This is a genomic window from Nesterenkonia sp. CL21 (assembly GCF_031705515.1).
Taxonomy (GTDB): domain Bacteria; phylum Actinomycetota; class Actinomycetes; order Actinomycetales; family Micrococcaceae; genus Nesterenkonia; species Nesterenkonia aethiopica.
On record NZ_JAUTWR010000017.1, the window covers coordinates 1 to 26178 of the forward strand.

Genomic DNA, 26178 nt, shown 5'->3' on the forward strand with positions numbered 1-26178 from the left:
CGACGAGGACGGCGTCGTCGTCGACCCGACCATCGCAGCCGACCCGACTGTGGTGGCCATCGGCGAGGACCTCACCGTCACCGGTGAAGGCTACGTCCCCGGTTCCACCGTGGTCGTCGACTTCTCGGACGTGGACGGCAACGTCTACGACTCCGTGGAGGGCGTCAGCGTGGGCCAGGACGGCACTTTCACCCTCACCTGGACCGTGACGAGCAACGTCGCCCCCGGCGCGCTGTTCATCTTCGGCACCGACGAGGACGACCCGAGCATCTGGGACGCCACTGCCGTGGCCGTCACGGATGCCGAGGGAGACTCCGAGGACCCGACGGTCTCGGTCGACCCGCAGGCCGTGAACCCGGGCGAGGACATCACCGTCAGCGGTGAGGGCTTCACTCCGGGCACCACGGTCACGGTGGAGATCACCGACGTCGACGGCAACGTCATCGGCACCATCGATGGTGTCGAGGTCGGCGAGGACGGAACCTTCACCATCATCTGGACGGTCCCGGCGGACACCGTGCCGTGCATCAAGGTGGTCACCGTCACCGACGACAACGACCCGGACATCAGCGCCACGAGCGTGTTCAAGGTCAACGACGTCGCTGACATGATCGTCCTGAGCATCGAGATCGAGCACCCTGTGCTCACTCACGGTGACACGCAGATCGGCTACGCCCACGGCTACGAGCCCGGCACCGAGGTGGAGGGCTTCATGAACTCCACCCCGACCCTGGAGCTCGGCACCGAGGTCGCCGATGAGGACGGCACCGTCACCTTCGTCTGGGACATCCCCGAGGAGGCTGAGCTGGGTACCCACACCTTCTCGGTCACCGCGGAGGACTACCCGGAGCAGTCCATCACCTTCCAGGTGGTGGAGGATGCCGCGGCCGGCAACGGTGAGACCGGGACAGACGACGGCGCTGAGGACGGCGCCGGCGACGGCACGGGCACCGGCACTGCCGACCCGGCTGGTGACGACGGGAAGCAGACCGGACCGGGTGGCAAGCCCGGCTCGGATCTGGCCCGCACCGGTGTTGACGGCGGCATGCTGGCGGCTCTCGCCGCACTCGCCCTGCTGCTGGGCACCGCAGCTGTGGTCTTCGCGAAGCGGAACCACCGCTCCTCGGCTGAGTGATCAGCTGAGACCCTGACGCGGATGGCTGCATCGTCCCTACCCGGGACGGTGCAGCCATCCGCTCATGTGTGCCCAGAGCACGGTGGCGGGCACACTAGGAGCAGATCTTCTGTCCCCGTGTCGAAATCGAGAGGTCGATCCCGAGCCCATGTCTCTCCCTCTTCCCCGTCTCTCTCGCACCCCCCGGGCCATGCTGACCGGTATGGCAGGTGTCCTCGGTGTCGCGCTCCTCCTCACGGGCTGCGCGAACACGGGGGAGGAGGAGATCGCCCCCACCGCGCAGGCCGGTGCCGATGTCGCCGGGGAGCCCGACACCTCCCACCTGGATTGTGCGGAGGGTGCTCTCCCTCTGGGGCAGATCATGTCCTCCGGCTCGGCGTGGTCCATGTGCTTCTCCGTCGACCCCAAACGGGGCATGGTGCTCAGCGACGTCCACTTCGCCCCGGCCGACAGGGACCCCGTCCGGCTCATCCAGGAGATGACCCTGGCGCAGATGGAGGTCCCCTACGACGACGGCGAACGGCTCACCTCGGACATCACCGAAGCCGGCTTCGGCGGGATGCGGATGCACACGCTCACCGAGGACGAATGCACCGGGGAACGTCTGGGCCTGGAGATCCCCAACATCGGGGACGGGGAGCACGGCAGCACGCCCGAACGGGAGGTGCTGTGCTCTGAGACCCAGGACTCCGGGCTCGCGTACCGGTCCCATGCCGACGGCCAGCTCACCGTCGCCCGCGGCGACGAATGGCGACTCTCGACGATCTCCAAAGTGGGCTGGTACGAGTACATCAGTGAGTACACCTTCGGTTCCGACGGCTCCATCCGTCCGGCGCTGGGCGCCACCGGAGATCTCTCTCCGGTCGACTACACCGATGAGGAGCATGGGTGGCCCATCGGCGACGGCGACGCCGACTACGCGGCCAGCCATTCCCACAATGTGGTCTGGAGGATCCACTGGGGACTCGGAGAAGACGAGGACATGGTGGTCGAACAGTACGACGCCGAGCCCACCGGAGAGATGGGCTCCCAGTCACCCATCGTGGAGGGCTCCCTGACCCGCATCGATGAGCCTTCCCTCCACGAGGGGGACGACCGCCGCTGGTGGCGGGTGATGGCGCCGGACCTCCTCAACGCCAACGACCACCCCGTGTCCTACGAGATCAATCTGGGAGTCTCCGACAGCTTCACCTTCGTGCATGACGAACACCATCACGGGGAGGACGTGGGCTATGACGTCGCCTTCACCAACCACGACGAGTGTCAGGTCTTCGCCACCCGGAACCGGGGCGGCTGCGGGCGATCGGTCCAGGACTACGTCGAGGACGACTCCGGGACCCTCGACGATGTCGTCTCCTGGGTGGCGGTCGGCTACCACCACGTCCCGCGGGACGAGGACCAGTCCCCGATGGAGCTGCACTGGCAGAGCTTCACGATGGGGCCGCGCGACTTCACCTCCACCCGTGCCGACGTCCCGGAGGAGCGCGAGGGGATCGACGGGGTGCCCGAGGACAGTGAGTTCACCCGGGGCCTCGATGAAGACGAGGACGGACGTGACATCGACCTTGATGACCTCGACGATGACCTCGACCTCGAGGAGCAGGACTGAACCGGCTCAGACCTCCACTGTGCCGCGGATGGAGACTTCAGCCTGACCGCCGATCCACAGGTCTCCGGCGTCGTCGCCTGTGACGTGGACTCGTCCCCGCCGCCCCAGCACCGTGCCCTGGGCCGCCACATAGGGCGCGCTGATCCGTTCCGTCTCCGTCAGCCACTGCGCGATCGAGGCGTTGAGGCTTCCGGTGACGGGGTCCTCCGGCAGTGCCAGACCCTCGGAGAAGAAGCCTCGGACCTCCACGTCGGCCTCGCCCCCGGGTCCCCAGGGACCCACGACACCGACCTTGAGGTCCTCCAGCCCGCCCCGTGCGAGGACCGGGCGGAGACTGAGTACGGTCGATGCGCTGTCCAGCAGCACCGCGATCCACCCAGGTCCGTTGTCCGCCCAAGCCGCGTCCACCATCTGGGCACGCTCGACGCCCAGCACGGCCCGGACCTGCTCGAGCAGTCCCGGCTCCACCGGACCGGTGCGCAGCCGCGGCGTAGCGGCGAACGCGAGCCGATCACCGTCAGGGCGCACCCGGATCAGGCCCGCAGCACACTCCTGGACGATCACGTCGGACCTCTGGGGCGTCCCGCCCATGTCCAGCCAGGCCCGCGCGGTCCCCAGTGTGGGGTGCCCGGCGAAGGGCAGCTCGGTGTCCAGGCTGAAGATCCGCACACGATAGTCCGCCTCCTCGGTGGTGGGCGGCAGAAGGAACGTGCATTCGGAGAGGTTCGTCCAGGCGGAGATGGCCCGCATGGTCTGCTCGTCCAGGTCCTCCGCGGCGGCGACCACCGCCAACGGGTTCCCCGTGAAGGGGCCGGTGCTGAACACATCGATCTGACGGAAGTCTCGGGTCATGGACTCACCCTATCCCCGGTGGAAGGCCCCCGAACCGAACCCGTGCACAGGTCCTGCACAGGTATCTCCACAGAATCCTCCACAATCCACAGGCTGCTGGGGAAAACTCCCTGAACTGGGGAAACACAGTCATGTAACTTCTCCACACTGTGGATAACGGCTGTGGAGAACCCCCATGCGGGGTGATGGAGGTGAGGGTGTGGAGAGAACACTGCACAGGCTGTGCACCATGGGCCACGCCTCTGACCAGGGGGAATGAGAGGAGAGCCCCGTCACGCCGGGGTGACCAGCGGGATGCCGACGGCGGTGAGCGCGACCAGCACGCCGGCGACGCTGGCCAGGCCGAGTCCCTGCCACAGGCTGCGACGGGGTCCGCGGGGCACACGGGCGATGACCAAGGCGCAGATGACGCCCGTGAGGAGACCGCCCAGGTGGCCCTGCCAGGAGATGTTGGGCACGACGAAGCTGATGACCGCATTGATGCCGATGAGGACCAGCAGACCGCCGGTCTGGGCGCCGGAGGAGCGCAGCAGGATGAACATGGCGCCGAAGAGTCCGAAGACGGCGCCCGAGGCACCGACGGTGGGTGTGGTGGCCGGGGTCAGGAACAGCACCGCCACAGAGCCGCCGAGGGCGGAGAGCAGCAGCAGCAGCCCGTAGCGCCAGGCGCCCACTGCCGGCTCGATGACCCGCCCGAACATCCACAGGGCCACCATGTTGAAGAGGATGTGCATCGCCGAGGAGGGTGAATGCAGCAGGGCGGAGGTCAGCATCCGCCACGGTTCGAAGACCCAGCTGGAGGTGTGCAGCGGGGCGTACCACAGCGCCTGGGTCAGCACGCTGCCGGTCAGCCACTGCAGCAGGTACATCACCACACATACGCCGATCACCCCGTAGGTCACCAGCGGGGCCCGGTCGGGGCGCGCGACGGCGCCGAAGCGGGTCCGCGGTGAAGGCCGGGCCGCACGAGCCTGCGCGACGCAGTCGGTGCAGTGGAACCCGACCGGTGCCTGGTGGAGGCACTGGGGGCAGGCCGGACGATCGCAGCGCTGGCAGCGCAGATGCGTGGGCTGGTCCGGGTGGCGCGGGCACACCGGGGCGGGTCGGGCCGCCCCGGTGTGCGAGTGCTCAGCTGACACGGGCGGAGGTCAGACCTTCTCGATCGCGATGGTCTCGACGACGACGTCCTGCTTCGGACGGTCACGCATGTCGGTGGCGACCTTGTTCAGCTCGTCCACGACCTTCTGGGAGTCCTCGTCCGCCACCTCGCCGAAGATGGTGTGCTTGCCCTGTAGCCAGGTGGTGGGCACCGAGGTGATGAAGAACTGGGAGCCGTTGGTGCCGGGGCCGGCGTTGGCCATGGCCAGCTTGTAGGGGGAGGTGAAGTCCAGCTCCGGGTGGATCTCGTCCTCGAACTGGTAGCCGGGGCCTCCCACGCCGAGACCGAGCGGGTCTCCTCCCTGGATCATGAAGTCTGCGATGATGCGGTGGAAGACGGTGCCGTCATACAGCGGAGTGCCGACCTTCTCCTCACCGGTCTCCGGGTGCTTCCACGTGATCTCACCGGTGGCGAGCCCCACGAAGTTCTCCACGGTCTTCGGGGCGTGGTGGCCGTAGAGGTCCACACGGATCTCACCGGCGTTGGTGCGGATGGTTGCCTTATGCGTTGCGATAGCGCTCATGGGCGCCATTGTCTCACCCGAGGCTGACAGGCCGCCCGCCGGCGACGTCGTGCGACGTCCGCCGACGCATCGGCTCACGTCATAGCAGGACAGGGGCTGAAGGTCGTAAGCTGAGGGCAGCACACCGATCCTGATTCGGAGGACATGCATGTTCGGTAAGAAGAAGAAACCGAGCCACACCTGGGAGCACAAGGTGCTCGCCGGCGTCGAGACGGCACGCGACTGGTCTGCCCCGAAGCTGGGCGCCGCCGCGGACTGGGCCGAGACCACGTACCGGAAGAACGCTCCGAAGGTTCAGGATGCCTCGGCGCGCGCTCTCCGGTCGGTGGAGGCCAACGCGGCAGTGGCCGCAGATCGGGCCCGGGGGCTCGCCTCGAAGGCCTCGGTGGGTCTTGAGTCCCAGTACGACAAGCTTCCCCCGCAGGCGAAGGCCGAGGTGGACAAGGTCTACGCCAAGTACTCGGATGCCAAGCGTCAGCTCTCCGAGGACTACGTCCCGGCGGCCTCGGCCAAGCTGGGCGGCTATGCGGACCGTACGGCGAAGCTGATCCACAAGGCGGAGGTGGACCCGCGCGTCGAGAAGGCGCTGGTGAAGGCCACCGGAGACAAGAAGGTCGTCAAGAAGCTGCGGAAGACCTCCGAGAAGTACGCCAAGCAGACGGCCAAGGCGCTGAAGAAGCAGCAGAAGTCGAAGAGCCGCCGCAAGGGCCTGCTGGTCTTCGGGCTCGTCGCCGCCGGTGTCACCGCCGGCGTGGCCGCGTGGCGTGCCTCGCAGCCGGTGGAGGACCCGTGGAAGAAGCCGGAGCCGATCTCCGGCGGCACCCCGGCGTCCTCGTCGAAGCCGGCCGCTCAGGCGGAGACGAACGCCGACGCGACGCCGCAGGCCTCCTCCTCGGCTGCCCCTTCGGCCAAGCCGTCAGCGGCCGATGCCTCGACGTCCGGAGCCAAGCCGGCCCAGCCGGCGGAGAGCGTCACCAAGGACGGCGAGAAGGGCGCTTCGGCATCCGGCGGCGTGCCGCAGCCGAAGCCGGCCACCTGAGCCGCTCGCTGAGAGAGTCAGACAGAGGAGGGCCCTCCGATCCTACGATCGGAGGGCCCTCCTCTGTCTGCGGGCTCCGCTGCGTGGGCTGTCAGCGCCAGCGCATCGTCATCAGGAACCCGACCATGGCGATGCCGAAGCCGATGATGACGTTCCAACCCCCAGCGGCGGCGATGGGCGCCAGACCCTGGCTGATGTACCAGACGATGAGCCACAGCAGCCCCAGGATCATCAGTCCGATCATGGTGGCCCGGTACCACAGGGGAAGGGTCTCGTCCTTCAGGTCCTCGAGGTCCTCGGCGAAGGGATCCGAGTCGTCCAGCGGGGAGCTGGACGCGACGGCGTCGGCGGGGCCGCCGCGGTTCTTCCTGCTGCGCTTGCCGCTCTTCTTGCGGTTCTTCGACTCTGGCACGGTGAGATGATCCTTCCGGGGGCGCGCTCGTCGCGTGGAGCCGCGACACCCTGGTCGACTTCGGTATCCTGACTCTGTCCCCCACCGGTGTGGGGGTCATGTGGTCTGCGCGTCATTCTATCGGGTCTGCGGGCTCCACGACGGGCCCGGCCCTTCCCGCTCGACAGGAGAGGACAGCACGTCCATGCCGACTCACCCTCTGCCGCCGTCCCGGCCGCGTCATGCACGCCGGTCCGCGGCCGCGGCTCCGGTGCGCCGATCCGTCGGCTCACGGATCCTCGGGGGTGTGGGGGAACTGTTCATCACCCTCGGCGTGCTCGGGATCCTCTTCCTGGTCTGGGAGCTGTGGTGGACCGGCCTGGAGGCGGATCGGGAGCGCAACGAGGCCACCCAGGAGCTGTTCTCCAACATCGAGGCGCTGGAGAACCCGGGCGACAGCAACGGCGACGGTGACGGGAACGGCAACGGCGGTGACGGCGGTGACGGCGAAGAGTCTCGCGGCGGGGTCGAGCTGGAGGACCTGGTCGTCCCGGGCCCCGACCACACAGCGAACTTCGCTGACCAGGGGGGCGTCATGGCGATGGTCTATGCGCCGCGGCTCGGCGCCGACTGGGCCGCGCCGGTGGTGCCCGGGGTGGGGCCGGAGTCGCTGAACCGGGCTGGCCTGGGACATTACTCCTCCACGCAGCTGCCCGGTGAGCCCGGAAACTTCGCGCTGGCGGGCCACCGTCAGACCTACGGCAACATCCTGTGGAACCAGGACAAGTTCGCCGTCGGAGACCTCATCTACGTCCAGTCTCCGGACGGCTGGTACATCTACTCCGTCACCGAGACCTACATCGTCCAGCCGAACCAGTCCGATGTGCTGGCCCCGGTGCCCGGAGACCTCGAGGCGGAGGCCGAGGGCTCGACGCTCACTCTGACCACCTGCCACCCGCCGTACACGACCCTGGAGCGGATGATCACCCACGCCGAACTGGTGGACTACGCACCGCTGTCCGACGGGCCGCCGTCTGCGGTGGCCGACACTGTGGAACGGCAGATGCAGGCCGATGGTCCCTTCGGCGATCTGAGCTCACAGGAGGCACGCTGAGATGTACGCATGGATCTTCCGGCATCTTCCCGGCCCGCTGTGGCTGAAGATCATCCAGACGCTGGTGCTGTTGGCCGCCGTCGTGCTGCTGCTGATGGAAGTGGTGTTCCCCTGGGTGGATCAGTACAGCCCGCTCAACGACTCGACCATCCAGGACGGCTAGCATGGTGCGCGATGACTGAGAACTCCGACGCTGCGGCGGCCTTCCGCGCGAAGATCCTGGTGGTCGACAACTACGACAGCTTCGTCTACACGCTGGTCGGCTATCTGCGGGAGCTGGAGGCGCAGACCACCGTGATCCGCAACGACGACCTCACCGAGGCTGAGGCGATCGCCCTCGCCGGGGACCACGACGGCGTGCTGATCTCGCCGGGGCCGGGCGCCCCGCACGAGGCCGGCGTCTCCATCGCCCTCACCCGCTGGTGCGCCGAGGCGAGCACACCGCTGCTGGGGGTGTGCCTGGGCCACCAGGGTCTGGGTGAGGCTTTCGGCGGCACCGTCACCCATGCCGAGCAGCTCATGCACGGCAAGACCAGCGAGGTCACCCACACCGGGCATGAGTCCTTCGCCGGGCTGCCGGAGACCTTCGTGGCGACCCGCTACCACTCGCTGGTGGTCGCCCCGGACTCCGTGCCGGAGGTCCTGGAGGTCACCGCCACCACCGACGACGGCGTCATCATGGGCCTGGCTCACCGGACGGCGCCCCTGTGGGGCATGCAGTACCACCCGGAGTCGGTGCTCACCGAAGGCGGCTACCGGATGCTGGGCAACTGGTTGGAGTCACTGGGTCAGCAGGGCGCCGCGGAGAAGGCCGCCCGGCTCAACCCGATCCGCTGAACGGCGGAGCCGGAGAGCCTCACCGGTAGGTGGAGATGATCGCCGCGGCGATCTCCATATAGGCCTGGCGAGTCTCCTCCTGGAGCATGTACAGATTGATCCGGTCCCCGTCGACGACGGCGCGGTCTGACGCCGTTGACCAGCGTCCCCTCGGACCGGTCCCCGTCCATGATGAACGTGGCCCCGCCGGCCTCGCGCATGGCGCCGGTGAAGGGCTCGAACAGTCCCCGGGAGGCGCCGCGGACTTTGCGGGACACGAAGGCGTGCAGGCCGATCTCCGCACCCATGGGCAGGAACTCGGCGAACTCCCGCAGCGGGGAGCTTCCGCCGGCGGTCAGCACGTCATAGTCGTCGACGATCAGCACGATCCGGGGGCCCTGGAAGGTCTCCGGCGCGGGGGCCAGAGGGTCCTGCGGCACTCGGGTGCGCAGCTCCTGCACCACGGAGGACGTCAGCCCCTGGGCCAGCGCGGCCGAGGGGGCGTACCCGCCCAGGTGACTGTCCGGGATCACCCCCCGCAGTCCCTTGCGCGGGTCGTAGACGGCGAAGACGATCTCGTCCTCGGTGTGCTGCTCGACGAGAGTCAGCATGATGTGCCGCAGGGCGGAGGTCTTGCCGGCCTGTTCGTCGCCGAGGATCAGCAGGTGGCGATCCTGGCCGGTGAGATCCAGCATCGTGGCGCTGAGATCGCGCTCGAGCAGGCCGAACGGCACCACCCCTTGGCGGGCGGGGGCCGGCACGTCCTCCGGCCGCAGCAGCGAGGGGAGCAGGCGCACCCGCCGCGGGGTGCGCTCGGGCGAGACCTCGGTGAGACGTTCGACGGCGTCCCGGACTCCGGCGTTGAGCGTGGCGGCGTCTGCCTGCCCGTCCAGCCGCGGCAGGGCGATCTGGCCCAGCAGCTGGTCGTGGTTCAGTCCCCGCCCCGGGCGGTCTTCCGGGACCTTCGCGGCCGTCTTGCGCCCATGGGAGGACTCCGCCGGTTCGGAGAGCCGCAGCTCCAGGCGGGTCCCGAAGAATCCCTGCTGGGCGATGCGCACCTCGTTCCACCGGGTGCCGGTGGCCACCACTTGGACCCCGTATCCCCCGCCCCGGATCACTACTGGGTGGAGGTGCTGCCGACGGACGAAGTGAGCCACCGAATCCTCGAATGGACCGGGGCGGCGCCGTCCTGGAACCTGCACGCGCTTCCTGTGCTGGTGCCCACCAGCACCTTCACTGACCGAGCGGAGGGTGGCACGGCGCCGGTGCCGGAAGAGGCCAACCCCGCCATGCGGAGGCTGTGGGAGCAGCCCTGGTGGCACTGGACGGTGCGGATGGCCTCCCAGGGCTGGCATGCAGAGCCCGTGGAGTATGTCTGCGCCGGGGCAGCCGGCCCCTATGCGGTCATGCCGTTGGGGCACGAGGGGCAGGCCCCCGAGTATCAGGTGCTCTCCCGGACCCCCGCCCATCTGGTGCTCTGGCAGCTGGAGGACCGTCTCCAGGCCGTGACCCACCAGCGTGACACCATCATCTGACCGGCCCGAGGAGAGAGGACTGATGCAGGATATGGGTATGCGGCGGTCGGCCCAGAGTGCTGTGCGCGTTCCTTCGACGGGCCGTGGCCGGTGGTTGTCTGTCGGGGTGCTGGTCACCGGCCTGCTCTTGGCTAGCTGCGGCGGGCCTGGTGAGGAGCCGGGCGGTGAGGGCAACGAAGGGCATGGAGGTGCTGAGGAACCGATGAGCGGCCAAAACGGCGAGGGAACCCCGGGGGCTGAGGGCACTGCTGGTGAGGGGTTGATAGATATCGAGGGTGGATTGACCCATCAGGAGCAGATGGCTGAGCTGGAGATCGTGGTGGAGGTGATGCGGGAGTACTTCGGGGACGACGTGGCGACCATTGATGGTAAGCCCTGGAGCGCGGAGCTCCATGAAGCTGAATCGGCTCCGGGTCCTGAGGGAGATGGTGTCTTCCGGCAGCGGGTGGGGTTCGATGTGCCGTTCGATGATCTGGAGGAGACCTACGAGGTGGCGGAGGAGATCGCGGAACGCCTGGGGTTGAGCGAGAATCCAGGCAACACGCAGGGGATCTCTCAGTACGAGAAGATCTTCTACGGTGCTGGGTTGGCGGAAGGGCGCGGTTTCCTCATAGCGAGCACGGCAGAAGGCGATGCTTTCCGCTCCCATTACCAAACCCGGTTGTCGGATGATCCGAGTATGCGGGAAGCGTACGAGCGGGTGATTGATAAGAATCGCCGGGAGCGCGAAGAAGAGTTCGATGTTGATAATCCTCGGCAGTTGGAGGATATTGATGATCCGTTCGATGACGACTCGTCTGACTAGGCCAGGGTGGTCACAGATTCTGGGTTGGTGGTGAGCTTCGGTGTCGGTGTTGCGTGGGGGAGTTGGCCGGACGGTCGCGGTGCTCCTGATGGTTGGCGTTGCAGGTTGTGCGGATCCTCCCGATGAAGTCTCTGTAGAGCGGCCCGATGGTGGGGAGATCGTGGTGAACTGGAGTGAGGGCCAGACCTATGAGGAGCAGGTCGAGGAGATCAAGCTCGTCAATGAGGTCATGGTCGATCACTTCGGCGAAGACGTGCTGCCTCAGATTCATGGAGAGCCGTGGGATCTTCAGGAGTACTTGGCTGTGTCGGGAATTCCGGACCCTAGTACTCGAGCTGTGGGTCATTACTTTTTTGAGATTTCGTATGACTTCTCTGGGGTTGAGCCGAGTCAGGAGACGGTGAATAAGGCGTTGGCGGTGCTTGAGGAGATTGGGCTGACGCCGAACAGGGGGCTCCAGGAGACTTATCAGGAAGACCGTGATCCTGTACTGCGGGTGGCTGGAGGTCGTGAGGAGCACGGGCGCGTGTTCGTGATCGAGCAACGGCACCCCGATGCCGACATTAAGGCCCTTTCTGGACCCGGCATTCTGATGATGAGTCGATGGATGAGGCCCAGGAGGCCAACTGGGACGACTGAGCTCGACGAGTCATAGTGTGCCCTGGCCGCCGGCTGTGAGGCCGGACAAGCTCGCGGCGGGCCTCACCAACTGCGAGCGACCGGCAGCGCCTGGTGCCGACTGGTCCGCCGCATCGGCTCACTCGTCGTCGGAGTCGCCTCCGCCGTTGTTGCCGTTCCCGTTTCCATTGTTCCCGTTGCCGTTGTTGCCATTGTCAGAGTCATTGTCAGAGTCATTGTCAGAGTCGTCGTCGGAGTCGTCACCGTCGTCCTCATCCTCCGTGGGCTCGTCGGTCGGTGACTCCTCGTCCTCCGGCTCGTCCTCGTCGTCGGAGTCTTCGCCGTCGGTGTCGTCCTCAGAGTCCTCGCCGTCCTCATCCTCGTCCTCCGGGTCCCGCGGCTCCTCCGGTTCCGGAGTCTCCACCGGCTCAGGCGCGACGGCCACCGACAGTGAGACGGTCGCACCCTGCGGGATGGGGGTGCCGGGAGCCATCAGACTGCCGTCGAAGAAGGTGCCGCCGACAGTGCCGGGGTCGTACTCGGAGGTCTCCCAGTCCACTGTGGAGTCCGTGACCGTGAACCCTGCCTGCTCCAGTTCGGAGCGCGCCTCCGAAGTGGAGAGCAGCGCCACGTCGGGCACCGGGTACAGTCCGCTGGCCACGGTGAGGTCCACGGTGGTGCCGGCCTCCACGGTGGTGCCGGCCTCCGGGTCCGTGGAGACCAGCTCGCCGGCGCCCACCGTCGGATGGTCCTCCTCGGAGACGTCACCGACCTCCAGACCCAGGGCCTCCAGCTCGGCCCGGACCGTCTCCTCCGTCTCGCCCTGCATGCCGTCCGGGATCACGACTCCGTCCGGCCCGGAGGAGAGGTACAGCACCAGCTCGTCCCCGGGTTCCACGCGCTCCCCGGCTTCCGGCTCCGTGCCGATCGCGTGGTCGACCTCGACGTCCTGATCCGGCACGGATTCGATCTCTGCGGGTTCGAGGTTCGCGTTCGCCAGCTCCTCCAGGGCCTCCGCACGGCTCAGGCCCTCCACCTCAGGGACCATCAGCTCCTGGGTGTCGAGCATGCGCACCAGAGCCCACGTGCCGCCGGCCACCAAGGCGATGAGCAGCACCACCCACAGCCAGGCGAACCGCCGACGGCGGCGCGGCTCCTCCACATCCTCCTCGTACTCCGCGTACAGGTCCGGGTCCTCCGGGGTCCGGGCCGACAGCGGTGTGCCCAGCCCTGCAGCCCCGGCGCCGACGACCTCGTCAAAGCCACGGCCGTTGCTGACAGCCGGGATCGCCTGGGTGGCGTCCTCCACCGGCACCCCGTGCAGGGCATCCTTGACCGCGGCGGAGAACTCATCGGCGTTCTGGAACCGCTCGGCAGGGTCCTTCACCAGGGCCTTGGCCACCACGGACTCCATCGCCGGGGAGACCTGAGGGTTCAGGTCAGAGACCAGCGGCGGATCCTCCCGCACATGCTGGTACGCCACCGACACCGGCGACTCGCCCTGGAACGGGGGCCGGTTGGTCAGCAGTTCGAAGAGCACACAGCCGGCCGAATACAGGTCGCTGCGGTGATCCACGACCTCGCCGCGGGCCTGCTCCGGGGACAGGTACTGGGCCGTGCCCACCACGGCGGAGGTCTGCGTCATCGTCGACGCCGAATCCGCCAGGGCGCGCGCGATCCCGAAGTCCATGACCTTCACGGCGCCGTTCTGCGCCACCATCACATTGGAAGGCTTGATGTCCCGGTGGACGATGCCCTTCTCATGGCTGTAGCTCAAAGCCCCCAGGATGCCGTCCAGATACTCGGCGGCCTCAGGCTCCGGCACGGGTCTGCCCAGCGCCTCATCGATCTTCCGACGCAGCGGCTCCCCGACGTCGGCCGCCGGGCCATGCTCCTGCGCCTCGGTGCGGCCCGTGTCACCCAGGGCCAGGACATCTGGGTCCGAATGCTCCTCCGGGCGGGTCCCGTCGGCCACCGTGCGGTCCGCGGCCGGAGACTGCAGCTGGGTGGCGGCCTCGTCGTCGACGTCGCCGCTGCCCTCATGGGAGGGGGTGCCGTGCATGATGTGCCGCAGGGTCACCCCGTCCACGTACTCCATCACGATGTAGGGGGTCTTGACCTCCGCATGGTGGGAGTCTTCGACGTCGGCCCGGCCGGTGTCATAGACGCCGACGATGTTGTGGTGGTTCAGCGAGGCCGAGGACTGGGCCTCACGCCGGAACCGCCCTTGGAACTGCGGGTCGCGGGCCAGGTCCGGACGCAGCATCTTCACCGCCACCTGGCGGTTCAGCGAGAGATCATGACCGAGGTACACGTCGGCCATGCCGCCGCGCCCGATCAGGGCCTCGATGCGGTAGCGGCCGTTGAGCACGCGGTGTCCGTTCTCAGTCATCATGCCTGTCCAGTTCGTGTCGTGTCATCGGAGCCCCCGCTCGAGGCGTCGTCGACCTCGTCCGCGTCCTCGGTGTCCTCCCCGGCGTCCTGACCGCCCTCCTGGCCCGTCTCAGGGCGGGGAGCGGCCCCCGTGCCGCCGTCGTCGGTCTGGTCGCCCTCCTGCTCGTCCTCCTCGGCGGGCGCGGGCGAGTCGTCGACGTCCTCGTCCCCGTCCTCATCGGTGGGGCTGGGGGACTCGGGCGTAGGGCTCGGGGTGCTCTCGGGGCTGGGCGAGTCCTCCTCCGTGGTCCCGGTGCCGTCGGTCTCCTGCGAGTCGCCGCCGGTGTCACCACCGCCTTCGCCCGTGCCGCCGGTGCCCTCGTCCGGGCCTCCGTCCGTGTCTCCTCCCGTGCCGCCGCCCGGGCCGTCCGTGTCCGGAGCGGGTGACGGCTGGTCCTCCGGGGGAGGAGCGGTCTCGCTGCCGGTGGAATAGGACAGCGTCACCGTGGCGCCCACCGGGACCTGGCCGGTGGGACCGATGGCCACCACCACGCCGGCCGGCTGGGCGGACTCGACCTCCTGGGTCTCCACCTCGAGGGCGAGATCCTGCAGCGCCGCGCTCGCCGCCTCCACGGTGAGTCCGATGAAGTCACCCTCATCCACCTGGACCGTCTCCGCCTCGGCGGTGAACGTCTCGGTCACGGTCGGCTGCGGCTCCGGCTCCGCACTGGTCAGCCGCGGCAGCACCCAGGAGCCGAACAGCGCCAGCAGCACCAGGGCGATCAGCACCACCAGCGGCCAGCGCCAGCGGGTCAGGGAGCCGCCGGAGGAGGACTGTCGGCGCTGCTCCTTGCGGCCGGCCTTGTCGGCTGAGCCGGTGCCGCCCGCCGAGCCGCCGGGGCCCTCGTCCCAGACGTCGTCATGGGGCTGCTCCGGGGTCCGCGCCGACAGCGCGGGGGTCGGCGTCACCTTCTGCGTGCCGTCACCGGCGGCGTCGGCCCGAGGCACGACGGCGGTCGGCTTGGTCGCGGCGGGCATCACCTGGGTGGAGTCGTCCTGCTCCGAGGGCAGCGTCATGTGGTTCCGCATGGCCGGCACGGCCTCCAGCGCGGCGTCCAGATCATGGCGGAGCAGAGCGTCGGAGGCCTCGGCCAGCTTGGTGGCGTTCATCGGCCGGTCTCCGGCGTCCTTGGCCAGCATGGACATGATCAGCGCGCGCACCGGCTCCGGGACGGAGTCCGGCAGCGGAGGCGGCGCATCATTGACCTGCTTCAGGGCGATCGCGATCTGCGACTCCCCGGTGAAGGGGCGGTGCCCCACCAGAGCCTCATAGCCGATGATGCCCAGCGCGTAGATGTCCGAGGAGCCGGTGGCGTGCTGGCCGGTGGCCTGCTCCGGGGAGAGGTACTGGACGGTGCCCATCACCTGACCGGTGGCGGTCAGCGGGACCTGGTCCGCCAGGCGGGCGATCCCGAAGTCCGTGATTTTCACCCGGCGGGTGGGCGTGATCAGCAGGTTCCCCGGCTTCACGTCCCGGTGCACCAGTCCCTGGTCATGGGCCACCTGCAGGGCGCGGGCCGTCTGGGCGATGATCGACAGCGTCTTCTCCCAGGACAGGGTCCGGTCCTTCTCCAGCAGCACCGACAACGGACGGCCGGGCACCAGCTCCATGACCAGGTACCCGGAGCCGGCCTGCTCGCCGTAGTCGTAGATGTCGGCGATCCCGGGGTGGTTCAGCAGGGCCGTGTGCCGCGCCTCGGCGCGGAACCGCCGCAGGAACGCCTCGTCCCCGGTGTACTCCTCCTTGAGGATCTTGATCGCCACGGTGCGGCCGAGGACCTCGTCGGAGGCCTTCCACACCTCACCCATGCCGCCGATGGCGATCCGCTCGGTCAGCTTGTAGCGGTCGCCCATCAGGATGCCCACAGCTGGTCTCATCAGTCGATCACCGCCTCGAGCATCGTGCGCAGGTTCGGCCCCGTCAGGGAGGAGCCGGTGTCATAGTCGATCCGTTCATAGGTCACCGTGACCGCGTACTGCGGGTCCTCGGCAGGGGCGAAGCCGGTGATCCAGGAGTTCACCTGGTCGGTGCCGTCGATCTGCGCGGTGCCGGTCTTCGCGGCGATGTCGAAGCGGTCAGACTCGGCCCGCCAGGCGGTGCCGGACTCGACCGGTCCGAGCATCAGCTCGGTGAGCTCCTCAGCTACGTCCTCCGAGATCGGCTCGTGGAGGACCTGGGGCTCAGGCTGCTCGATGATCTGCAGATCCGCTCCCCGCACCGACTCGATGAGGTTCGGAGTCATCATGGTGCCGCCGTTGGCGATCGCCATGGCCACCATGTTCATCTGCATCGGCGTCGAGGTGACGCTGCCCTGACCGATGGAGGCGTAGGCCAGCATCGCATCGGAGTCCACCTCCGGGAACTGCGACGGCGAGACCTCCAGGGGGAAGTCGAAGTCCTGGTTCCAACCGAAGGCCTCGGCGGCCTCGCGGATGGGGTCCTCGCCCAGCTCCATGGCGGCCTCGGCGAACGGCGTGTTGCAGGACTGCGCAGTGATGAAGCGCAGGTCCGCCTCCGACTGCTGCTCACAGATACCGCCGAAGAAGTTCCGCAGCGTGCGGTCGGACTGCGGCAGGTCGATCTCCGAGGGGTTGTCCAGCACCGTGTCCGCGTCATAGTCGCCGGAGTCCAGCATCGCCGCCAGGTCGATCAGCTTGAAGGTCGAGCCCGGGGCGATCGTGTTGAACACCGCCTGGTTCCGATAGGCGCTGAGCCCTTCGACCTCGTTCAGCTGCTCCATGTTCTCCTGGAACTCGCTGGTCGAGTGCACGGCCAGGTCATTGGTGTCATAGCTGGGTTTGGACACCATCGCCTTGATGTCTCCGGTCTGCACATCGGTGACGATGATGGTGCCCCGTGTGCCCTCCGGGATGGTGTCATAGGCCAGCTGCTGCAGCTCGGGGTCCAAGGTCAGCTCCACCTGGGCGCCCTCCAGGGTCTCCCCGGTGAAGAGGGAGGTCAGGCGGTCGAAGAACTGGCTGTCCGCCTGGCCGGTGAGGTACTCGTTCATCGAGTTCTCCAGCCCCGTGGACTGGGCGGCGATGGAGTAGAAGCCGGTGATGCCGGAGTACAGCTCGGCGTCGCGGTAGACCCGCTGGTACTCGAAGTTCGTCCCCTCGGAGGGCACGGACTCGGCGATGGCGCTGCCGTCCACGGTGATCGCGCCTCGGGGTGCGCCCCGATCCTGGTAGAGCTGCCGGACGTTGTCCGGGTGGGAGTTGAGCTCCTCGGTCAGGGCCACCTGGATGACGCTGAGCGCGGCGAAGAGGACCAGGAACAGCCCCACGCTGACGACCCAGGCGTGTCGGATCGCGTTGTTCATCGGGCACCCCCTGAGCTGTCCGGGGAGGTCTCCGCCGCTGAGGGCGGTGCCCCGTGGGCCGGTGCGTGACGCTGCGTGCGCTCCGCGGCGGACAGCGGCTTGGCCACCGGACGTTTCGGCTCGGCGTCCTCCGGTCCCTCCTCATGGGTGGGGTTCTCGGTGCCGGCGGCCTCAGTGCCGCTGGCGTTGACCATGGGGCCGACGACGATGGGGCGACGGGCGGCGTGGGAGATCAGCAGCACCAGTGCCAGGATGATCCAGTTGGCCAGCAGGGAGGAGCCGCCGGCGGCGAGGAAGGGAGTGGTCAGACCGGTCATCGGGATGACCCGGGTGATGCCGCCCACCACCACGAAGATCTGCAGGACCAGCACCACGGCGAAGCCCACCGAGAGCAGCTTGCCGAACGCGTCCCGGGTGCCCAGTCCGGCACGCATGAACCGGCTGAACAGCAGCAGATAGAGCATGAGCATTGCGGAGAGGCCGATGAAGCCCAGCTCCTCGCCGAAGGAGGCGATGATCATGTCCGAGTTGGACAGCGGCACCCGCTGCGGCAGACCCGACCCGAATCCGGTGCCGGTCAGCCCGCCGTTGCTCAGCCCGAACATGCCCTGGACGATCTGGTCCGACCCTCCGATCGCCCGCGAGTAGATCTCCGGGTCGAAGGCGTTGAGCCAGATCTCCACCCGCCGGGTCACATGGGGGACGAACAGGTAGGCCAGCACGCCGCCGACGGCGACCAGGCCCCCACCGATCAGGATCCAGGACAGCCGCGAGGTGGCCACATAGATCATGCCCATGAACAGGCCGAAGAACATGATCGAGGTGCCCAGGTCGTTCTGGACCACCAGCACGCCGATCGCCACGATCCAGGCGATGAACATCGGGCCCAGGTCCCGGGCACGGGGAAGCTGCAGGGGGCCGATGCGCCGACCGGCCAGCAGGATCAGGTCCCGGTTGTTCGCCAGGAACCCGGCGAAGAAGATCGCCAGCGTGATCTTGGCGATCTCCGCCGGCTGGAACGAGGCGAAGCCGAGGTTCACCCAGATCCGGGCGCCGTTGATGGTCATGCCGAAGCCGGGGATCAGCGGCAGGAACAGCAGCACGATGCTGACCACCAGGGAGATGTAGGTCAGCTGACGCAGGCGACGGTGGTCCTGCAGGAACCACAGCAGCGCCATCGCCGCGACCATGGACACCAGGGTCCACATCAGCTGCCGGTCCTCCGCCGGTGGCCCTCCGGTGACCAGGTCCAACCGGTGGATCATCGCCATGCCGAGCCCGTTGAGCGCCACCACGATCGGCAGGATGAACGGGTCCGCGTACTTCGCCCGCAGGCGCAGCACGATGTGGAAGGCGAAGGTGATGCCGGCGAACAGCGCGGCCTCGGTGTAGTAGGTGCTGTCGTAGGGCTCGTCCATGGCGACGGCGACCAGGAACTTCGCCCCGATGCCGATGATGAGCGCGAGCAGCAGCAGGACCAGCTCCACATTGCGGCGCGGCTTCGGCGCGGTCTCCAGCTGGGTCACTGCTCCTCACCTCCGTCCTCATCACCTGTGGGCTCGTCTGTGGGCTCGTCTGCGTCGTCGTCGGACTGCGCGTCCTCGGGGTCGGCGTCGTCCCCGGAGTCGGCGTCGTCCTCGGCGTCCGCGCCGGTGGTGGCCCGCAGCTGGTCCACGATCGTCTCCGCATGAGTGCGGTCATCGGCCGGGATGCCCCGCAGGACGCGCTCCCGGTGGTAGGGGGAGAGCTCCTCGACGTCGAAGCCGGCGTGCTCGTCCACCTCGGAGAGACGAATGGGGCCCAGGGACTGCGAGACGCCGTTGTAGATCGCGACCTCGCCGTCGTCCTGCCCCACGTAGTATTGCGTCTGGGTCCAGATGTACCCCAGGAAGGTCACCACGCCCAGCAGCAGCGCCAGCAGGGTGACGAAGGTGGGAAGGAACCACCGACGACGCCGGGACGCCCGGGTGGCGATGGCGACGTCGGCGACGTCGATGTCCGCCCCGGTCAGGTCCGCCTCCGTCAGTGCCGGATCCGAGAGGTCGGGCTCCTCGTCCTCCGCGGAGCCCTCGACTCCGGCCTCACCGGCGCTCACGGACTCCTCGGAGGCGGCGTCGGCATCGACGGTGACGCCGGCGTCGTCGGGGCCGACCGGCGCGCTGGACGTGCCGGAGCCGTCGGCCCTCTCCTCGCCGTCGGTGCCCTGCGATGTGCCGCGCGCCGCCCTCTCGCCGCTGTGGTCCCCGAGCATCTCAGAGTAGGTGTGCCGCACCGGCACCAGCGGTTGGCCGGTGAGCAGCACCGCCATCGGATGCTCGTCCACATTGCGCGCCACCACCGGGATCATGCCCGTCTCGGTGGCCTTGTCCGCGGCGCCGACCAGCAGGTGAGGGCGGGTCTCCAGCTCTTGGCCCAGCATCGAGGCGGTCAGCGGGGAGAGCTCGTCGTCCTCCTCCGGCGGGTGCTCGGAGAGCGCGTCCACGTTGACCACGGGGACCAGCTCCATGGTCTCCTCGGCGTCGCCGGCGTCACCGTCTGCGGGGGGCCGCTCGGGGGTCCGGTACCCCTCGGCGGCGGCCTCGACGGCCGCCTGGGTCAGCGGCAGGCGTCGGTCAGGGGTCAGATCGGCCTCGCCGGCTTCGATGACCTCCAGGCAGATGACGGTCACATTGTCCGGAGCGCCGCCTTCGATCGTGAGGTCGACCAGCTCCTCCACGATCGACTCGAGCGACTGCGGGGACCGCAGCTTCTGCTCGATCAGCCGGTCCGAGACCACGGCGTTGAGACCGTCGGAGCACAGCAGCCAGCGCTCCCCGGCCTCCAGGGGGAAGGAGGTGATGTCCAGCTCGGGGGAAGCGTCGACATCCCCGAGCACCCGCATCAGGACGTTCTTGTGCGGATGGAACTCGGCTTCGTCCGGGTCCAGGCGGCCCTCATCCACGAGCCGCTGCACGAACGTGTGATCCTTGCTGACCTGCCGGAACCGACTCTTCTTGAGCCGGTAGGCCCGGGAATCGCCGATGTGGGCGAACTGCAGGCGGTCGCCGGTGATCAGCAGCGAGGTGATGGTGGTGCCCATCCCGGCCAGCTTCGGATTGGCCTGGACGAGCTTGTTAAGGAACGCGTTGGCGGTCTGGATCTCGTCCGGCAGCACCGTGTCCGGCTCGGCGAAGCCCCGGGTGTCCAGGTGGGCGAGGTCCAGCACGGTGGAGGCGCTGGCGACGTCCCCGCCGGCATGACCTCCCATGCCGTCGGCGACGACGGCGAAGTAGCGTCCGGCGTAGCCGGAGTCGTCGTTCTTGGAGCGGACGACTCCGGTGTCGGAGCGGGCTGCGAAGCGGAAGACCAGGGCCACGGGCTAGGTCCTCAGCTCCAGGACGGTCTTGCCGATGCGGATGCGTTCGCCGGGCTCCACCGTCGAGGCCCGGGTGAGCTGCTCCTCGCCCAGCCACGTGCCGTTAGTGGAGCCCAGGTCCTCCAGGAACCAGCGGGAGCCCTGGGGGAACAGCCGGGCGTGCTTGCCGGAGGCGTAGTCGTCCTCGAGCACCAGGGTGCACTCCTGGGCGCGGCCGAGCATGATGGGCGCCGAGCCCAGATCCAGCTCGGTGCCGGCGAGCGGGCCTTCGGTGACCACCAGCTTCCGGGGTCGGGGGCGTGGTGTCTGGCCGGTGTGTGGGGCCTGGGATCCGGACTGGGCCCCTGGGGCGGAGCCGCCGTCGTTGCGGCGTGCCGCCGACGCGTGGGCCCGGGTCCGGGACTTCTTGGAGACCATGAGGTCACGTCCCTGGGCGCCGATGATCGACAGGATCAGGATCCACAGCAGCAGGAGCAGGCCGAACTGGAGGACCGTGACGGCGAGCTCGCTCATCACACCTCCCTGGTCGTGAGACGGAAGCGCAGCCGAGCGTTGCCCAGGGAGATCAGCGCCCCGTCGAAGAGCTCGACCTGGTCGTGGGAGCCGGACAGCTGCTCGCCGTCCACGTAGGAGCCGTTGGTGGAGCCGAGGTCCCGGGCGATCCAGCGGCTGCCGTCTCGGTAGACCTCCAGGTGGCGCCGGGAGACCCCGGTGTCCGGGATCGTGATGTCTGCGGAGGTGGAGCGGCCGATCACCGTGCTGTCCGCCCGCAGGTCATGCTGGCGACCCTCGTGGTCCAGCATCGCGACCGGGGCCTGGGCGGGCGGGGCCTGGGCGGGGACGGCGGGCTGCGCGACCGTGGGGGCGATGTCCCTGGCCTCCGGTGCGGCGGGAGCCTGGGGGGCGCTGGGAGCGCTGGGAGCCGCAGGCGCGGCCTGGCCGGCCGGGGCCTGGCTGGAGGGCGCCTGTCCGGCGTCCTTCTCCGTCTGTGACTCGATGCCCAGCTGGCCGCGCTTGAGGTCGGTGTTCTTCACGAAGGTCGCCTTCACCGGACCCAGCAGCGTGTACCCCTGGGAGTCGGCGTGTCGGATGATCTCTTCGCACAGCTCCTCCGCGAGGGCGACGCCGTACTTCCGGGCGGCCGCGAAGTCCTCCTCCGAGAGCCGGATCCGGTACACGTTGGGGACGAAGCTGCGCCCCTGGGACATGGTGAAGGACTCGCGGTCCATGTGCCGGCGTACGGCGGTGGCGATCTCCACTGGGCCGAGGCTCCCTCCGCGTCCAGAGAAGGCGCCGCGGACGGCTTTCTCGATGCCGCGCTCGAGATTGTCCAGCAGGCCCATCGGCACCTCCTTCTCCGTCGTCATGGCCGCCCCGGATGAAGGGCAGTCTCTCGAAGAGTCTACTGTCTCACCTGGCCTGGGACGCTTCAAACGCGCCTCGAGGGGCTACCGTGGGCATGTGAGCAGAGAGACGCGCAGTCGACGAGCCCCCACTCTGGAAGACGTGGCGGCCCGCGCGGGAGTCTCCCGGGCCACCGCCTCTCGGGTGGTCAACGAGGACCCTCGCGTGCGACCCCGTGCCCGCGAGGCCGTGGCCGCCGCCGTCGCGGAGCTCGGATACCGGCCGAACCGAGCGGCCCGCTCGCTGGTGACCCGAGAGGCCGATTCGATCGCCGTGGTGGTCCCCGAGGCGGAGGATCGGGTGTTCGGCGACCCCTTCTTCGCGGCGATGCTGGGAGGCATCACCCAGGCGCTGGCCGACTCTCCGGCCCAGGTGCTGCTGGCCATGGGGCGGCGGGGCCAGGGCGCGGAGAAGATCGAGAAGTACCTGCGCGGCGGATACACCGACGGCGCCATCGTGGTCTCCCACCACCGGGACGACCGGATCGGCGAGGTGCTGCGGGAGACGCAGCTGCCCGCCGTCTATGTGGGGCGCCCGGCGGGGGAGCCCCGCCTGCCCTTCGTGGATGTGGACAACCATGCCGGCGGGAGGCTGGCCGCCGAGCACCTGATCGCGCAAGGGCGCCGGAGGCTCGCCACCATCGCCGGTCCGCAGGACATGACCCCCGGAGCGGATCGCCTCGCAGGCTGGCGCAAGGGACTGGCCGAGGCTGGGATCTCGACGGACCCGCAGGACGGGCTGATGCACGAGCTGGTGGAGGTCGGTGACTTCACCGCGGCCTCCGGCGGGGAGGCGATGCAGCGTCTGCTGGCTCTCAGCCCGGAGCTCGACGGGGTCTTCGCCGCCTCCGACCTGATGGCCGTCTCGGCGGTCCATGCCCTCCAGGCGGCGGGTCGGCGCGTGCCGGAGGACGTCGCCGTCGTGGGCTTCGACGACTCCTCGGCGGCGGCCCTGTGCCGACCCCCTTTGACGACGGTGCTCAATCCGGTGGCCGCGCTGGCGACGACGGCGGTGGACATGCTGCTGCGCCTGATGGAGGGCGGCGAGGCCCAGTCGGTGCTGATCGACACGGAATTGGTGCGGCGCACCTCCGCCTGAGCGCGTGAGCGGAGAAAAGTCTCCCTTAAGTGCTTCAGTTTTGAAATAGATGCGTGGTCGGCTGTGTTGCACCCTCATGAGCCGGGACCACCGGCGCATCATGAGACCGAGACGACACGTGAGACCGTCAGGCCACGTGCCACGGCCTGACCCCATCGACCAGAGGAGCACACCCATGGCAGCACCCACCCCCGGAACCTGGACCCTCGACGCCGCCCACTCCGAGATCGGCATGACCGTCCGCCACGCCGGCATCTCCAAGGTCCGCGCCGTCTTCTCCGACGCCGACGCGACCCTCACCGTGGCCGAGGACGGCACCTCCGCGGTGGAGGCCGCCGTCAAGGTCGCCTCCTTCGACTCCAAGAACGCCGACCGCGACGCCCACGTGCGCGGCGAGGACTTCCTGGACGCCGAGAGCCACCCTGAGCTGACCTTCGTGGCCCGTGACTTCCGCCCGGCCGGCGAAGAGTTCGAGGTCACCGGTGACCTCACCATCCGCGGCGAGACCCGCCCGGTGACGTTCGACGTCGAATTCGGCGGCCAGGCCGTCGACCCCTTCGGCGCCACCCGTGCCGGCTTCTCCGCCAGTGCCGTGATCTCCCGCAAGGACTTCGGGCTGACCTGGAACGCGACCCTCGAGGCCGGCGGCGTGCTGGTCGGTGACAAGGTCTCCATCGACCTGGAGGTCGCCTTCGTCCTCGACGCCGGCGAGTGATCCGCTGACCCGGCGCTGACCGACGCCCCCGTGCCGTCAGGTGCGGGGGCGTCGTCGTGCCGCGGCCCGGACGGAGCGAAGGAGTACAGTGGCCTGCGTGTCCCTGACGGTCCTGACCCCGCTGCTCGTCATCGCCGCCGCAGTGCTCGTCGGCACCGTCCTGCAGCGTGTCTCCGGCTCCGGCGTGGGGCTCGTGGTCGCCCCGGTGCTCTCCATCCTGCTCGGACCCGGCCTGGGCGTGCTGATCACCAACATGACCACCATCGTCTCCGGGTTCCTCATCATGCTCGCCGTGTGGCCGCGCATCGACTGGGCCCGCTACCGGGTGCTCGGCCCGGTCACCGTGATCGGGGCGATCCCCGGCGCCTGGCTGGTGGGACAGCTGTCTGCCGGATGGCTGTCCATCATCCTGGGCGCCATCGTGCTCTGTGCGCTGCTGTTCACCGTCACGCTGCCGCAGCTGCCGCGCTGGGAGGGGCGCACCACCGGCGTCGTCGGAGGGATCCTCGGTGGGTTCTTCAACACCACCTCCGGAGTGGCCGCGCCCGTGATGGTCATCTACTCGCGGCTCTCCCGCTGGGACCAGCAGGGCTTCGCCGCGACCATGCAGCCGCTGTTCATGACCATGGGCATCGCCTCGGTGGTCACCAAGCTGCTCTTCGGCTCCGTGGAGGAGGTCGGGCAGGGCCACCTGCACCTGGGACTGCTGTTCCCCGGCATCGTGATCACCGTGCTGCTGGGGATCCTGCTGGGCGGGCGGCTGGCAAGGATCGTCCCCCCCGGCTCAGGCTCGCGCCGTGGCGATGGTGCTTGCCGGGCTCGGGGCGCTCGGGGCGCTGATCCGGGGGACCGTCCAGGTGGTGAGCGGCTGAGCGGAGGCGCCCACCACCTGCTCAGATGACCCCCTGAGCCAGCATCGCGTCGGCCACACGGAGGAACCCGGCGATGTTCGCCCCGGCCACATAGTCCCCCGCGACGCCGTACTCCTCCGCCGTGGAGGCGCACAGGGTGTGGATGTGCTCCATCGTCTCGGCCAGGCGCTCGTCGGTGTACTCGGCGGTCCATGAATCACGGCTGGCGTTCTGCTGCATCTCCAGCGCGGACACGGCCACCCCGCCGGCATTGGCGGCCTTTCCGGGAGCGAAGAGCACCCCGGCCTCCTGGAAGACGTCCACCGCCTCCGGCGTGCAGGGCATGTTGGCGCCCTCGGCGACCGCACGGATCCCCGCCTCGGCCAGGGCGCGCGCGGCGTCGCCGTCGATCTCGTTCTGCGTGGCGCACGGCAGCGCGATGTCCGCCGATTCCTCCGCCGCCAGCGACCAGACCGCGCCGTCGATGTGCCGCGCCCGGGGCCGAGCTTCCGCGTAGGCGGAGATGCGTTCCCGCCGGTGCTCCTTGACCTCCCGCAGCAGCTCCAGATCGATGCCGTCGGGGTCATGGACGCAGCCTGCCGAGTCGGAGGCGGCGATGACCGTGCCGCCGAGCTCCTGGACCTTCTCGATCGCGTGGATCGCCACGTTCCCCGACCCGGAGACGATGACCCGCCGCCCGTCGACGCTCTCCCCGCGGCTGCGGAGCATGTGCTCGGTGAAGTACACGGTGCCGTACCCGGTCGCCTCCGGACGCAGCAGCGACCCGCCCCAGGTGGTGCCCTTGCCGGTGATGACACCGGCCTCATAGCGGTTGGTGATGCGCTTGTGCTGGCCGAACAGGAAGCCGATCTCCCGGCGGCCCACGCCGATGTCTCCGGCCGGGACGTCGACTGTGTCCCCGAGATGTCGGTACGCCTCCGTCATGAAGGACTGGCAGAACCGCATGATCTCTGTCTCGCTGCGTCCCTTGGGGTCGAAGTCGCTGCCCCCTTTGCCGCCGCCGATCGGCAGACCCGTCAGGCTGTTCTTGAACACCTGCTCGAAGCTCAGGAACTTCATGGTGCCCAGCAGCACGTCAGGATGGAACCGCAGCCCGCCCTTATAGGGGCCTAGGGCGGAGTTGAACTGGACCCGGAATCCGCGGTTGATGTGGACTGCGCCGTCGTCGGCGGTCCACGGCACGCGGAAGATGATCTGCCGCTCCGGCTCGCACATGCGCTCCAGCACGGAGCTGTCCATGTACTCGGGGTGCTTCTCCAGCACCAGATGCAGGGATTCGAAGACCTCCTCGACTGCCTGGTGGAACTCCCGCTCTCCGGGGTTCCTGGCGATGATCTGGTCATAGACGCGGGCGATGTGTGCGCTGTGCGGGCTCATCGTCC

Annotated in this window: 25 protein-coding genes; 12 read left to right on the forward strand and 13 right to left on the reverse strand. The window is 68.7% G+C overall.

The genetic code is table 11. From position 1 onward, the window contains the following. On the forward strand, window positions 1-1135 hold a 1135-nt coding region (locus tag Q7C18_RS16095; RefSeq protein ID WP_311026240.1), incomplete at its 5' end, for an LPXTG cell wall anchor domain-containing protein. 202 nt (window positions 1136-1337) lie between these two features. Then, window positions 1338-2744, forward strand: coding sequence for a copper amine oxidase (locus tag Q7C18_RS16100; RefSeq protein ID WP_070161158.1), 1407 nt, complete (start codon window positions 1338-1340; stop codon window positions 2742-2744). Between the two features lie 6 nt (window positions 2745-2750). Here the strand turns inward: Q7C18_RS16100 and Q7C18_RS16105 are convergent, their stop codons facing one another. From Q7C18_RS16105 to Q7C18_RS16115, 3 genes are all read right to left on the reverse strand, one after another. Then, a complete protein-coding gene (locus Q7C18_RS16105) occupies window positions 2751-3596 on the reverse strand; it encodes a PhzF family phenazine biosynthesis protein (RefSeq protein WP_311026241.1) in 846 nt (281 codons plus the stop codon). Between the two features lie 272 nt (window positions 3597-3868). Continuing rightward, window positions 3869-4735 carry a rhomboid family intramembrane serine protease gene (locus tag Q7C18_RS16110; RefSeq protein WP_311026242.1) on the reverse strand — a complete coding sequence of 289 codons (867 nt, stop codon included), beginning with the start codon at window positions 4733-4735 and terminating at the stop codon, window positions 3869-3871. Window positions 4736-4744: 9 nt separating this feature from the next. After that, window positions 4745-5278, reverse strand: coding sequence for a peptidylprolyl isomerase (locus Q7C18_RS16115; protein WP_070161152.1), 534 nt, complete (start codon window positions 5276-5278; stop codon window positions 4745-4747). A gap of 148 nt (window positions 5279-5426) precedes the next feature. On the opposite strand from Q7C18_RS16115, the gene Q7C18_RS16120 reads away from it, so the two are divergent. Then, the gene (locus Q7C18_RS16120) at window positions 5427-6317 is read left to right on the forward strand and encodes a hypothetical protein (protein WP_085437834.1); all 891 of its coding nucleotides are present in this window, start codon (window positions 5427-5429) and stop codon (window positions 6315-6317) included. A 91-nt stretch (window positions 6318-6408) separates the two neighbouring features. Here Q7C18_RS16120 and Q7C18_RS16125 read toward each other — a convergent pair whose 3' ends face one another. Then, entirely contained in the window at window positions 6409-6729 is a 321-nt protein-coding gene (locus tag Q7C18_RS16125) for a cell division protein CrgA (RefSeq protein ID WP_070161149.1), read from the reverse strand. Window positions 6730-6913: 184 nt separating this feature from the next. Here Q7C18_RS16125 and Q7C18_RS16130 point away from each other — a divergent pair, with 184 nt between their 5' ends. The 3 genes from Q7C18_RS16130 to Q7C18_RS16140 are packed head-to-tail and all read left to right on the forward strand — an operon-like array spanning window position 6914 to window position 8659. Then, window positions 6914-7822: a class E sortase gene (locus Q7C18_RS16130; RefSeq protein ID WP_311026243.1), complete on the forward strand. Its 909-nt coding sequence runs from the start codon at window positions 6914-6916 to the stop codon at window positions 7820-7822. 1 nt (window position 7823) lies between these two features. Next, entirely contained in the window at window positions 7824-7985 is a 162-nt protein-coding gene (locus Q7C18_RS16135) for a hypothetical protein (protein ID WP_170922706.1), read from the forward strand. A gap of 11 nt (window positions 7986-7996) precedes the next feature. Further along, the gene (locus Q7C18_RS16140) at window positions 7997-8659 is read left to right on the forward strand and encodes a glutamine amidotransferase-related protein (RefSeq protein ID WP_311026244.1); all 663 of its coding nucleotides are present in this window, start codon (window positions 7997-7999) and stop codon (window positions 8657-8659) included. On the opposite strand, the gene Q7C18_RS16145 is transcribed toward Q7C18_RS16140, so the two are convergent. After that, a complete protein-coding gene (locus tag Q7C18_RS16145) occupies window positions 8611-9795 on the reverse strand; it encodes an FtsK/SpoIIIE domain-containing protein (RefSeq protein WP_311026245.1) in 1185 nt (394 codons plus the stop codon). The two genes, Q7C18_RS16140 and Q7C18_RS16145, sit on opposite strands and share 49 nt — an antisense overlap. Between Q7C18_RS16145 and Q7C18_RS16150 the strand changes: the two genes are divergently transcribed. The 3 genes from Q7C18_RS16150 (at window position 9787) to Q7C18_RS16160 (ending at window position 11633) form a co-directional block, all read left to right on the forward strand. Continuing rightward, window positions 9787-10173, forward strand: coding sequence for a hypothetical protein (locus tag Q7C18_RS16150; RefSeq protein ID WP_237090175.1), 387 nt, complete (start codon window positions 9787-9789; stop codon window positions 10171-10173). The genes Q7C18_RS16145 and Q7C18_RS16150 overlap by 9 nt on opposite strands. 106 nt (window positions 10174-10279) lie before the next feature. Next, the gene (locus tag Q7C18_RS16155) at window positions 10280-10978 is read left to right on the forward strand and encodes a hypothetical protein (RefSeq protein WP_311026246.1); all 699 of its coding nucleotides are present in this window, start codon (window positions 10280-10282) and stop codon (window positions 10976-10978) included. A 40-nt stretch (window positions 10979-11018) separates the two neighbouring features. Then, window positions 11019-11633 carry a hypothetical protein gene (locus Q7C18_RS16160; protein WP_311026247.1) on the forward strand — a complete coding sequence of 205 codons (615 nt, stop codon included), beginning with the start codon at window positions 11019-11021 and terminating at the stop codon, window positions 11631-11633. 102 nt (window positions 11634-11735) lie between these two features. Here Q7C18_RS16160 and Q7C18_RS16165 read toward each other — a convergent pair whose 3' ends face one another. From Q7C18_RS16165 to Q7C18_RS16195, 7 genes are read right to left on the reverse strand one after another with little or no spacing between them, the layout of a single operon-like run. Further along, window positions 11736-13991, reverse strand: a complete 2256-nt coding sequence (locus Q7C18_RS16165) for a protein kinase domain-containing protein (protein ID WP_396954385.1) — start codon at window positions 13989-13991, stop codon at window positions 11736-11738. Beyond that, on the reverse strand, window positions 13988-15907 hold the full coding sequence (locus Q7C18_RS16170) for a protein kinase domain-containing protein (protein WP_311026248.1): 1920 nt from the start codon (window positions 15905-15907) through the stop codon (window positions 13988-13990). Before Q7C18_RS16170 ends, Q7C18_RS16165 begins: the two co-directional genes overlap by 4 nt. After that, window positions 15907-17352 (reverse strand): penicillin-binding transpeptidase domain-containing protein, encoded by a 1446-nt coding sequence (locus Q7C18_RS16175; protein WP_311026249.1) that lies wholly within the window; start codon window positions 17350-17352, stop codon window positions 15907-15909. Before Q7C18_RS16175 ends, Q7C18_RS16170 begins: the two co-directional genes overlap by 1 nt. Beyond that, window positions 17349-18878: an FtsW/RodA/SpoVE family cell cycle protein gene (locus Q7C18_RS16180; RefSeq protein WP_085437831.1), complete on the reverse strand. Its 1530-nt coding sequence runs from the start codon at window positions 18876-18878 to the stop codon at window positions 17349-17351. Before Q7C18_RS16180 ends, Q7C18_RS16175 begins: the two co-directional genes overlap by 4 nt. Beyond that, window positions 18875-20707 carry a protein phosphatase 2C domain-containing protein gene (locus Q7C18_RS16185; RefSeq protein ID WP_311026250.1) on the reverse strand — a complete coding sequence of 611 codons (1833 nt, stop codon included), beginning with the start codon at window positions 20705-20707 and terminating at the stop codon, window positions 18875-18877. Before Q7C18_RS16185 ends, Q7C18_RS16180 begins: the two co-directional genes overlap by 4 nt. A 3-nt stretch (window positions 20708-20710) precedes the next feature. Then, complete coding sequence (locus Q7C18_RS16190) at window positions 20711-21220, reverse strand: FHA domain-containing protein (protein WP_311026251.1); 510 nt, start codon at window positions 21218-21220, stop codon at window positions 20711-20713. After that, entirely contained in the window at window positions 21220-22074 is an 855-nt protein-coding gene (locus Q7C18_RS16195) for a DUF3662 and FHA domain-containing protein (protein ID WP_311026252.1), read from the reverse strand. The genes Q7C18_RS16190 and Q7C18_RS16195 overlap by 1 nt, the downstream gene beginning before the upstream one ends. 94 nt (window positions 22075-22168) lie before the next feature. On the opposite strand from Q7C18_RS16195, the gene Q7C18_RS16200 reads away from it, so the two are divergent. From Q7C18_RS16200 to Q7C18_RS16210, 3 genes are all read left to right on the forward strand, one after another. Further along, entirely contained in the window at window positions 22169-23209 is a 1041-nt protein-coding gene (locus tag Q7C18_RS16200) for a LacI family DNA-binding transcriptional regulator (protein ID WP_311026253.1), read from the forward strand. Between the two features lie 175 nt (window positions 23210-23384). Beyond that, the gene (locus tag Q7C18_RS16205; RefSeq protein WP_070158991.1) at window positions 23385-23924 is read left to right on the forward strand and encodes a YceI family protein; all 540 of its coding nucleotides are present in this window, start codon (window positions 23385-23387) and stop codon (window positions 23922-23924) included. 97 nt (window positions 23925-24021) lie between these two features. Continuing rightward, a complete protein-coding gene (locus tag Q7C18_RS16210; RefSeq protein ID WP_311026254.1) occupies window positions 24022-24825 on the forward strand; it encodes a sulfite exporter TauE/SafE family protein in 804 nt (267 codons plus the stop codon). Here Q7C18_RS16210 and gdhA read toward each other — a convergent pair. Beyond that, complete coding sequence (gene gdhA, locus Q7C18_RS16215; RefSeq protein ID WP_311026255.1) at window positions 24818-26173, reverse strand: NADP-specific glutamate dehydrogenase; 1356 nt, start codon at window positions 26171-26173, stop codon at window positions 24818-24820. The genes Q7C18_RS16210 and gdhA overlap by 8 nt on opposite strands. Window positions 26174-26178: the final 5 nt, after the last annotated feature.

Excerpts from the sequence above, each read along its gene's own strand:
- Q7C18_RS16100 (WP_070161158.1), top strand. The coding sequence starts at position 1,338 with ATGGCAGGTGTCCTCGGTGTCGCGCTCCTCCTCACGGGCTGCGCGAAC.
- Q7C18_RS16105 (WP_311026241.1), bottom strand. The coding sequence starts at position 3,596 with ATGACCCGAGACTTCCGTCAGATCGATGTGTTCAGCACCGGCCCCTTC.
- Q7C18_RS16115 (WP_070161152.1), bottom strand. The coding sequence starts at position 5,278 with ATGAGCGCTATCGCAACGCATAAGGCAACCATCCGCACCAACGCCGGT.
- Q7C18_RS16120 (WP_085437834.1), top strand. The coding sequence starts at position 5,427 with ATGTTCGGTAAGAAGAAGAAACCGAGCCACACCTGGGAGCACAAGGTG.
- Q7C18_RS16130 (WP_311026243.1), top strand. The coding sequence starts at position 6,914 with ATGCCGACTCACCCTCTGCCGCCGTCCCGGCCGCGTCATGCACGCCGG.
- Q7C18_RS16135 (WP_170922706.1), top strand. The coding sequence starts at position 7,824 with ATGTACGCATGGATCTTCCGGCATCTTCCCGGCCCGCTGTGGCTGAAG.
- Q7C18_RS16140 (WP_311026244.1), top strand. The coding sequence starts at position 7,997 with ATGACTGAGAACTCCGACGCTGCGGCGGCCTTCCGCGCGAAGATCCTG.
- Q7C18_RS16165 (WP_396954385.1), bottom strand. The coding sequence starts at position 13,991 with ATGATGACTGAGAACGGACACCGCGTGCTCAACGGCCGCTACCGCATC.
- Q7C18_RS16170 (WP_311026248.1), bottom strand. The coding sequence starts at position 15,907 with ATGAGACCAGCTGTGGGCATCCTGATGGGCGACCGCTACAAGCTGACC.
- Q7C18_RS16175 (WP_311026249.1), bottom strand. The coding sequence starts at position 17,352 with ATGAACAACGCGATCCGACACGCCTGGGTCGTCAGCGTGGGGCTGTTC.
- Q7C18_RS16190 (WP_311026251.1), bottom strand. The coding sequence starts at position 21,220 with ATGAGCGAGCTCGCCGTCACGGTCCTCCAGTTCGGCCTGCTCCTGCTG.
- Q7C18_RS16195 (WP_311026252.1), bottom strand. The coding sequence starts at position 22,074 with ATGACGACGGAGAAGGAGGTGCCGATGGGCCTGCTGGACAATCTCGAG.
- Q7C18_RS16205 (WP_070158991.1), top strand. The coding sequence starts at position 23,385 with ATGGCAGCACCCACCCCCGGAACCTGGACCCTCGACGCCGCCCACTCC.
- gdhA (WP_311026255.1), bottom strand. The coding sequence starts at position 26,173 with ATGAGCCCGCACAGCGCACACATCGCCCGCGTCTATGACCAGATCATC.